Annotated in this window: 10 protein-coding genes and 1 pseudogene; 1 reads left to right on the plus strand and 10 read right to left on the minus strand. The window is 44.5% G+C overall.

The window, feature by feature from the left end; genetic code table 11:
* Nucleotides 1-110: 110 nt before the first annotated feature.
* The 10 genes from BC351_RS03955 to BC351_RS04000 all read right to left on the minus strand — a co-directional run bounded on the left by BC351_RS03955 (nucleotide 111) and on the right by BC351_RS04000 (nucleotide 7,132).
* Complete coding sequence (locus BC351_RS03955; protein WP_158081976.1) at nucleotides 111-503, minus strand: Imm50 family immunity protein; 393 nt, start codon at nucleotides 501-503, stop codon at nucleotides 111-113.
* Nucleotides 504-584: 81 nt separating this feature from the next.
* On the minus strand, nucleotides 585-776 hold the full coding sequence (locus tag BC351_RS03960) for a hypothetical protein (RefSeq protein WP_079409409.1): 192 nt from the start codon (nucleotides 774-776) through the stop codon (nucleotides 585-587).
* A 116-nt stretch (nucleotides 777-892) separates the two neighbouring features.
* Complete coding sequence (locus BC351_RS03965) at nucleotides 893-1,378, minus strand: hypothetical protein (RefSeq protein ID WP_144028266.1); 486 nt, start codon at nucleotides 1,376-1,378, stop codon at nucleotides 893-895.
* Nucleotides 1,379-1,404: 26 nt separating this feature from the next.
* Complete coding sequence (locus BC351_RS03970; protein ID WP_208629576.1) at nucleotides 1,405-1,821, minus strand: basic helix-loop-helix domain-containing protein; 417 nt, start codon at nucleotides 1,819-1,821, stop codon at nucleotides 1,405-1,407.
* A gap of 218 nt (nucleotides 1,822-2,039) precedes the next feature.
* A complete protein-coding gene (locus BC351_RS03975) occupies nucleotides 2,040-3,341 on the minus strand; it encodes a helix-turn-helix transcriptional regulator (protein WP_079409412.1) in 1,302 nt (433 codons plus the stop codon).
* 109 nt (nucleotides 3,342-3,450) lie between these two features.
* The gene (locus tag BC351_RS03980; RefSeq protein ID WP_079409413.1) at nucleotides 3,451-4,359 is read right to left on the minus strand and encodes a cation diffusion facilitator family transporter; all 909 of its coding nucleotides are present in this window, start codon (nucleotides 4,357-4,359) and stop codon (nucleotides 3,451-3,453) included.
* A gap of 193 nt (nucleotides 4,360-4,552) precedes the next feature.
* Nucleotides 4,553-5,101, minus strand: a complete 549-nt coding sequence (locus BC351_RS03985) for a DUF3221 domain-containing protein (protein ID WP_079409414.1) — start codon at nucleotides 5,099-5,101, stop codon at nucleotides 4,553-4,555.
* Nucleotides 5,102-5,248: 147 nt separating this feature from the next.
* Entirely contained in the window at nucleotides 5,249-6,205 is a 957-nt protein-coding gene (locus BC351_RS03990) for a D-2-hydroxyacid dehydrogenase family protein (RefSeq protein ID WP_079409415.1), read from the minus strand.
* 153 nt (nucleotides 6,206-6,358) lie between these two features.
* A complete protein-coding gene (locus BC351_RS03995) occupies nucleotides 6,359-6,817 on the minus strand; it encodes a type II toxin-antitoxin system VapC family toxin (protein WP_079409416.1) in 459 nt (152 codons plus the stop codon).
* Between the two features lie 12 nt (nucleotides 6,818-6,829).
* Nucleotides 6,830-7,132 (minus strand): hypothetical protein, encoded by a 303-nt coding sequence (locus BC351_RS04000; protein ID WP_079409417.1) that lies wholly within the window; start codon nucleotides 7,130-7,132, stop codon nucleotides 6,830-6,832.
* A gap of 470 nt (nucleotides 7,133-7,602) precedes the next feature.
* On the opposite strand from BC351_RS04000, the pseudogene BC351_RS04010 reads away from it, so the two are divergent.
* Nucleotides 7,603-8,759 (plus strand): annotated as a pseudogene (locus BC351_RS04010) (IS3 family transposase).
* The last annotated feature ends 49 nt before the right edge of the window (nucleotides 8,760-8,808 follow it).

Consider the following 8,808-nt stretch of genomic DNA (forward strand, 5'->3'; position numbering starts at 1 on the left):
GGAAGCTAGCGACAAAAAACAAAACAGCGGCAGCCATGGACAAGAAAATAATGTCCTAAACTGCTGCTATTTTATCTTCATCCAGCATAGTGGTCTAGTGTAAAAACGGTTCAACCCATATCGTGTAATTGGACAGCAATTTTGCGGCAAAGAAACGATGCTGCGAACCCAGTCAAGGCATCCAGTTTGACGCGAATACGCTCGCCTTCGTCTGCGAAACTCAGTTGCAAACAAATATTGCATTCCTCAGCGGGGTCTACATCCTCATGCTGGATGTCTTCAAAATAAAGATCAATATACTGTTCCAACTCGCCTGTGGACGTATGCCTTATCGTCACGGACAGATTCTTCGGTATGTCATTCCGTTCCGAGACTTCCATACATACCTTCGTAATTTCATCGTAATGAAACGGGGGGAATAAACCGAACCTATCGATGACAGCCTGAGCTCCTTCTATGGAGATGAGGGGCGAGAACGTGCGTTCAAACCGATGTGCATGCAATAGATCCGACTCGTATTGGGGGCTCGTATACAGTAGGATGGATTCAGGGCCGCATTCCACTGTAGTTCCGATAAAAGCCGCTCACGTGGGTCTACCCAATTCGCCAACGGTAATCAAAATCTGATCTTGAGCACGTAGATCTATAGGCAGATCCATGTCCAAATGCAGTCGGAAGCCCTGTACCTGCACCTGCCACTCGGTGTTTGGGGCCAAGATGATTTCTTCCTGTTCCATGGACCGAACGCTCACGTTCCATACCCCTTCATTCTTCATTCGTTCACCACCAAGTTGTGTCGTGAAGTCAATAAACTATCCCCCCGTTAGCCATCTTTACAGCGCAAGAGGTGCACCACAGATGATATAAAATGGTTAGGAATCCTTCAACACTGCTAATGCCGCCGCTCGCGTTCCCTCGCCTCAAGCGCTTCGAGTTTTTGCTCGTATTGACGCATTAGAGCTGGATCGAGCCCCTCGCGGTGCTTTTCGATGAACGCCTGAAGTACCAGGCGGTATTCCGTAATGAATTTTGGATTGGCGGGTCTTGCTGCAAGCTGGGCTTCGACTTTATTTACCGGTTTCAAGTCCTTGTTGAACAGCCATCTTTGCCCATAAACCGACATGTCCCTCATGATGAGAATATTGCGTTCGAAACCTGGAACATATTTGGCGGCGAAGACTTCACCCTCATTGTACAGGGAGTTTGTTTCCTCGGCATATACAATGACTGCAGTGCCCTTCGTTCCAACGGCGTTAAGAAATAATGAATTTAGATAATGTGTGAAAAAGATGTTGCCAATGGATGTCAGAAGACCCAAAGTCGGCAAAATAAAAAACCATTTGCCATGATTCCCCCATATAGATAGAAGGATACCCAAGGCAAATATATATCACTCACTCGCTTTTACGGTAGCAGTCCCATATACATAAGCTCGGACGGATTTGCCGGGTTATGGCCCAAGCCTACACGATCTCCCGCGCGCGGAATTTGAATTTTCGATACGAGTGTTTCCAATGTCGTCTGGTACGTGTTCCCGTCGTTGTCTGTCGCATCCAATACGAGGACGACGATCGGATCGAAATTAATAAGTTTGCCCGTATCCGTAACCGATATGACGATGGCGGTTGCGCTAATCGATACGATGCCGCTCGACGCCATTTGCGCCTGTTTCGCCGTCTCTAGGCTTTGGTTGATGCGATCCCTATGTTCTTTGGAAACCGCGCTTTTCATAAGCAGCCCTGACAGTCCCTTATTCATCAGATTATCTGCCTGCTCCAGAGCATCTTGCGGTTTTTTCTTTTTTCCGAACCATCCCATCAATCGCTTCACGCCTCTCTTTGTTTGGTTTGTCGTTGTATTTTAAGTATATACGACGGCTGTTTAGCCAGACAATAGGATCGGAGACATACAAACAAATGAGCAAAAGTGCGCGTTTTTCTGCAGGTTCAAGCTCCATTTTCTTTGCAAAATAAAGCTTACTTGCAATACTTCGGGTTCCTTAAACGATTCAATAAACCGTTTCGCTCCAAATTTTGTATTTAAACCTGACGGGAAGACCCTCCCCCTCCGTTATTTTTTAACAGATACACCAGCTTTCGATAATAAAAGGACGATTCCTTATAGCGACGGCTTTCCTCAGAGACGACCGCCAGCGTTTCGTACAAGTGCTCGAGTCGCATCGCATGCCAGGTAGATTCGAAATAGGGCAAGCATTCCAGCGCACGGGACTGAAACGTCTCGATGTCCCCTTGGTTGAGTGCCAGTTGGCTTTCATAAAAGGCCAGTGCCATCTCCTGATCTGTGCTGGTATCGAGAGTCCGCAACCGCTCAACCCCTTCCGAGAGCAATTCCCAATTTCTCTGAGAAAAAGCGGCTTCACACCTGTAAATGGTCGTCACCGGCTCGAACATTTGCTGGGTTTCCTTCGGCTCATTGGCGATCATCGCTTCGAAGCGGACAATTTCATTCAACGCTTTATCCTGTTCTCCCGTCATCGTCAGCATGACAATCCGGTTGTTCATAATCGTCGTGACCATATCGCCAGGCTGTTGCAAATAAACGAGGTTGGCTTCGGCCATCGAAAGCGCCCGCAATGCTTCTTGCACAAGCCCCATCGCGAAGCAGTAGCCGCTGTATGCCACATACAGGCCAGACAGGCGGTGAAACAGCCGATCATCTACAATTTGTCGCATTGTCTGCTCGAACACCTGCTTCGCCTGCTCAAACTGCTTCAACAGGACGCATGCTTCCATCCTGATGTTTTGCGCGGTTAACCACATTTCCGTCCCGGCTTCCACAAGCTCACTCAAACGATTCACATCGTTTAGCACGTCGTCGTAGCGGCTCTGGGAGCGAAAGTATTGTATTTTATACAGGAGAAGAGCTTTTTTCAAGGGTAATGGCAGATCGGCTTGGTCTGTTTTTCCATATTTCTCTAAATAATGGTTTAAGTAAGTCTGATGTAAGTAGTCGTAGGCCGTCTTGTCGTTCATCTGCTGATAATAGATGGCTTTCATAAAGGAAGTCGTCAGCTCGATCACGAGTGCATCATCCCGATCTTCGAGAGCATCCACGTAGCTTTCGGAGACCGATTGCCCGGACATCGTCTGGAAAATGTGCTCCGCTCGCTGCAAAGTCTGTTCGTCGGCTATTGCTACATCATTCAAATAGTTAACTGGGACGCCAAGACGGCTGGCAATATGCTCCGCCAAATCGTCAGCTAACGGATACCTTCCTGCCAATATGTTGGCAAAATGAGCCTGCGTTACGAGTCCCTCCACGAGGTCTTTCCGCGATATTTGCTTCTTCTTGCACAGAAGCTCGACACGTTCCTTGAGCACAAGGCTCCCCCCCGCTTTCTGAAACTACCTCAACTCACCTTCTCTATCGATACAACTAATTCCACATTTTATTAAATATTCCTGTCACCTCTCATGTTCAATCAGACTCCTAAACTATCGTTCCCACCGCCGAACCCCTTTCAGTTACAAAAGGTTCATAATGAACATGAACTTCATATACGTTGGCCAGCTTTTTCAATTCATCCTCAACCTTTGTTGCAATATCGTGGGCTTCTTGAAACTCTAAATCAGACTGTATTAGCAAAATGACGTCAATCACAGCATTACTGCCATAATTCCTTGCCCTAATTTCCTTTACATCTTCAACGCCCTCAATGTTCATTACGGTATCTTTATACGACTCGATGATTTCTTCATCAAACCCGTCTGATAAGTGATGTGAAGCTTCCCTAAAAATATCCCAAGCTGTTTTACAAATAATAATACCTATAATTATCGCAGTTAGTGGGTCTAGCCAAGGTATATTGAATTGAGCACCAATGATTCCAATAACTGTTCCAATACTCACTAAGGCATCTGAAATGTTGTCTTTTGCTGCTGCCATTACAGCTTGGCTATTGATTTTAAGCGCAAGGTTTTTATTGTAGCGATATACAGCATACATGACAACTGCACAAAAAACACCAGCCCAAGCCGACATTAGATCAGGTGCTTGTTCCCTGCCTTGAAACATTGAAATGCATGCTTCAACTAGTACCTGTAGACCAACAGCCATCATTATGAATGAAGCCACAAGAGAAGCTATTGTCTCCGACTTCCAATGTCCGTAAGGATGATCTTGGTCTGCCGGCTTTTGGGCGATTTTCAATCCAATTAATACTGCAATAGATGCTACAATATCGGTCGCATTATTTAAACCATCGGCTTTTAATGCTTCTGAATCAGCTAGAAAGCCAATTATTAATTTAATAGATGATAAACAAATATAAGCTATGATGCTCACTATTGCGCCGCGCTCACCCAATTTTAAATTATCGAACCTCATCTGCTGATCCATCTCTATTATCTATCTCCTCTCAGCCCCTGTTATGCTTTCTCATATTACCAGCCATCTAGGAAGTGGGTCTAGAGAAACGTTGTTTCATTTGGTTTAAATAATGACCATGTGGAAAGAATGTTGGTTCTATTAAAGCTTGTTGCTCTAAGCAAAAATAAAAGAGCAGCTGCCGCAGCATACTGCTCCCCTAAGGTTATTTATCTGGAACTTGCATACTATGTTCTTCGATTGGGCCATCTGCAATAATTGCACTTTTGTACCTAATAGTCCAAACCGCTGATTTGTCATCATAAACTACTTCATTGATAACAAAGATGTTTATACTTGAAATATCTTTATTTAAAAAAGCTTTCCGTATGACTTCGTCTTGAGACATGATTGCTTTTTCTGGTTTTTTTATGTTGGAAATGACGACCTTCGACGCCTTTCCTCCAGCAGGGTAAGAAGTAGCCAAAGCGCCTTCAAACCATACATTAACGTATTGTCCAACCTCTACACCTTGGGGCATATTTGAAACCCATACTGCATCGTAGAACTCTTTTCTCGTTTGATTTATTTCTCTGCTTATCGGACTAACCACTAAGGCCCTTTGATTTTCAAGCTTGGTAATATAACCCACAAGTTCTGCTGAACTGGATTTATTAGTTTCCGCTATTGGAGATTGCTTAGGTTCAACTTTGTTGGTACAGACATTAAGAAAAAATGACGCTAGTAAAAGGAATACTAAACAAAGTTTTTTCAATGGATAACCTCCTTTGACGCTTAGCTAATAGACGTTGTAGTCATTTTAGAGGTTGCAAAGTTTCTTCGCTATCCTGCATAGTTTGTTGAGCCAATCAATTAAATAAAGCAGGTCGCCGCGGCGCCTGCTTTATTGGTCTCGTGTGAATCAAGAAAGCGTTCGAACCGGAGAACCCGATAAATACGCTTCAATATCTTTAACCACGTCTGTATAAAAGGCCTCATAATTCGCTTTCGATACATAGCCGATATGCGGCGTAGTGAGAAGATTCGGAAGCGTTCGGTAGATATCGTCCTGCGGCAACGGTTCCACTTCGAACACATCTACTGCCGCACCGGCAATCCAGCCGTTCTGCAAAGCCTCGGCAAGCGCAGCTTGATCCACAATCGGAGCGCGTGACGTATTGATCAGGTATGCCGAAGGACGCATACGCTTGAGATCTGCGGGATTAATCAACCCTCTTGTCCGGTCGCTTAATACAAGATGAATGGACACAAAGTCGCTGCTCTCCAGAAGCTCCTCCTTGGAAGCAGCTAATCTCACTCCAATCTCGTCGGCCCGCTCTTGCGTTAAATTCTGGCTCCACGCCATGACATCCATGCCGAATGCATGGCCAAATTTGGCGATCTTGCTGCCCAGTTTGCCAAGTCCAAGCACGCCAAGCGTCTTGCCGTACAAATCCGCTCCAATCGTGCTTTGCCACTGACCGCTGCGGATCGCGTTGTGCTCCTGTACAATGCCGCGGGCGAGCCCCAAAACCAAAGCCCACGTCAGCTCGGCAGTTGCGTTTCCTGCGCCTTGCGTCCCGCAAACCGTAACGCCTTGCGAGGCGGCTGCGGCCATGTCAATCGACGCATTGCGCATGCCTGTAGTAATTAACAGCTTCAGGCGGGGAAGCCGGGCAAGCAGCGATGCGCGGAAAGGAGTCCGTTCACGCATAATCACGACAATCTCACAGTCGGCGATCTGTTCCACCAGCTCATCGGGTTGATCGATATGCCGATCGATACTTTTGACCTCCACCTTGTCCAAAATCTGAGACCAATCCGCGGCAGTCAACGCCACTTGCTGGTAGTCGTCTAAAATCGCACAACGAAGCTTCATAACCAACTTTCCTCCTTCATAGTACACCAAATGTATTTTCAGTATATTCTTGATCCAAGAGCCTTGTAAACAAATGGCGAAGCTATTGTAGGTGATCAGTAATGACAGCAAAAAAACTGTCAAGATTTTCTTGACAGCCTAATCCATTCGCTTTCAATTGGATGGAATGATTCGAATATCCTTATCCAGATTGGCAAGCATTATGAAATTGCGATTGAAAGTAAAAATACGTTTTACCTGATAATAAGACATGGTCACAGCAGTGAATGCTTCACTGAGCGAGAATCGTAGCTCTGGCCTGTCCATAAGCAGTCTGCGAGATTCCCCCTCGAATTCGGGGCCACTGGAGACAACCGCCAGCTTGCCTTTATTCACCGCTTTATCAATTGCATTCAGGAAATATTCCGCCTGCTCGTAGCTGTATTCATTGCGAAGCCATTCGTGAAGTTCAAATATAATGGAGTTCGTTGTTATATAATTGCGTTCAAGATCATGCAAATCCAGAAACAGGGAACGAGCCTTCGCATAACGAGGGTCTTTAGGGTTCATTAAAGCGGCTAAAGCTGTTTCATCCAGAAAAATTGCATCCTGAACGTTCAAGTTGTTATCCATATGCAGCACTCCTTAATCCTCTAGTTTGCAAAGACCATCCAAATACAGAAGTGGATTATCTTCCTTTTGACCCACTGAGATGAGGGTTGGTTCGTATGAGGCACTCTCCAGATATTGGACAATAATTCCATTGATAATTGCTTCTACGGTCGTATGCTGCATGTCGGCAATAGCTTTCAGATCAACATAAAATTTCGGATTGATTTCTATAATGCCTTCTTCTTGTTCTTCACTTCTTGAAGAAATGAATTCGGAAGCGGTAGACTTCGCTTTTTCGAATTGATTTTGAATGAAGCGTTTGTAATTGTTCGCCATCGTGATTCACTCCTTTTGCATAGCTTTTATAACGATTCGTCGAATTCTGTCGATTTCAGGGGGTGATGTCGAGCATTGATTCAATTCTGCTAGGCAATGCAGTCCCAATGCAACTGACCCGCGGGGACTAGTTAGCAAATGAGCGGAATCGAATCCACACTTAGGTAAAATCACCGACAAGAAGGCTTCTTGATAACATGCAATAAATACACAAAGAAAACCAGCAAAACCACTGGAAAGTGAATTTTGCTGGTTTTAGATTGTGTTGTTTGGGATAAAAAGTTTAGATTTTCATACGAAAGGGAACTACGATCCCCTATATGTGGAAAAAAGGCGGAATTTCTATCGAAACGGAACTACGATCCGCTATTTGTTCAAAACGAGCGATTGATTGAAGTTAGACTATTTCGTAGACACACCTTAAGGAACAACCTTTATAATATAGATATTAAATAAGGTCGAGGTGTGGCATGGGATCACAACGTGAAAGTTATGATGAGGAATTTAAACGCAAGACAGTTGAACACATGGAGTCTGCTAATAAGAGACCAATTGAAATTTCTAAGGAATTAAATATTCCTAAAAGTACCCTAAGTCGGTGGATTAAACAGTACGGCAGTAGAACTGTAGAATCTCAGTCTCAGGTGTTTGTAGACTATGAACGAATGAAGAAGTTGGAGCAAAGCATCCTCGAATTAAAAGAGGAAAATGAGATTTTAAAAAAGGCGATGCACTTCTTCACAAAGGACCCGTGCTGATTTATTCGTTTATTTATAAACACCGCTTCCAGTACCGGGTCGAGAAGATGTGCACCGTTTTAGAAGTCTCACGAAGCGGATATTACAAATGGATTAAGAGGGAACCTAGTGCTCGTGAAAAGCGCTTAAAAGCGCTAGATCGGAAGATAAGAAGACTGTTTAATCACTTTAAAAAACGCGCAGGAAGTCCGACGATTACAGCCGTATTAAGAAAAAATGGGACTGCGGTTTCTTCCAAAACGGTCAGTCGGCGTATGAAGGAAATGGGATTGAAGTCAATAACCGTAAGGAAAGTAACGGCTACGACGAATTCTAAACATGACTTGCCTGTGTTCGAAAATGTGTTAAATCGTCAGTTTACTGTGCTAGCGCCGAATAAAGCTTGGGTAACGGATATCACTTACATCCAGACGGGCGAGGGCTGGTTGTATTTGGCAAGCGTAATGGATTTGTACTCTCGCAGAATTGTAGGATTTTCAATGGGAGCTCGAATGACAAGGGAGCTCGTTTTAGACGCGCTAGAGAAGGCATATAAGCGTCGCAAGCCTGAGCCAGGATTAATTCATCACTCTGATCGTGGCTCTCAATACGCTAGTCATGACTACCGCGCAAAGTTACAAGAGTACAAAATGATTGGCAGCATGAGCCGTAAAGGAAATTGCTATGATAACGCTTGTATCGAGTCCTTCCATAGCACGTTGAAAAAAGAATTTGTGTACCAAACAAAATTTAAGACCCGTAAACAAGCCATGAGAGAACTCTATGCTTACATTGAGTTTGACTATAATCGACTACGACCACATTCTACTCTAGGATACGAGACGGCTCATCATTTCGAACAAATTTACTACAGAAATCAGGCTGTCTAATGCCGTGGTTGTTCCTTAATTTTGTGTCTACGCTATTGACAGAAGTACA

This window comes from Paenibacillus ferrarius (genome assembly GCF_002027705.1).
In the GTDB taxonomy this organism is placed as follows: Bacteria; Bacillota; Bacilli; order Paenibacillales; family NBRC-103111; genus Paenibacillus_E; species Paenibacillus_E ferrarius.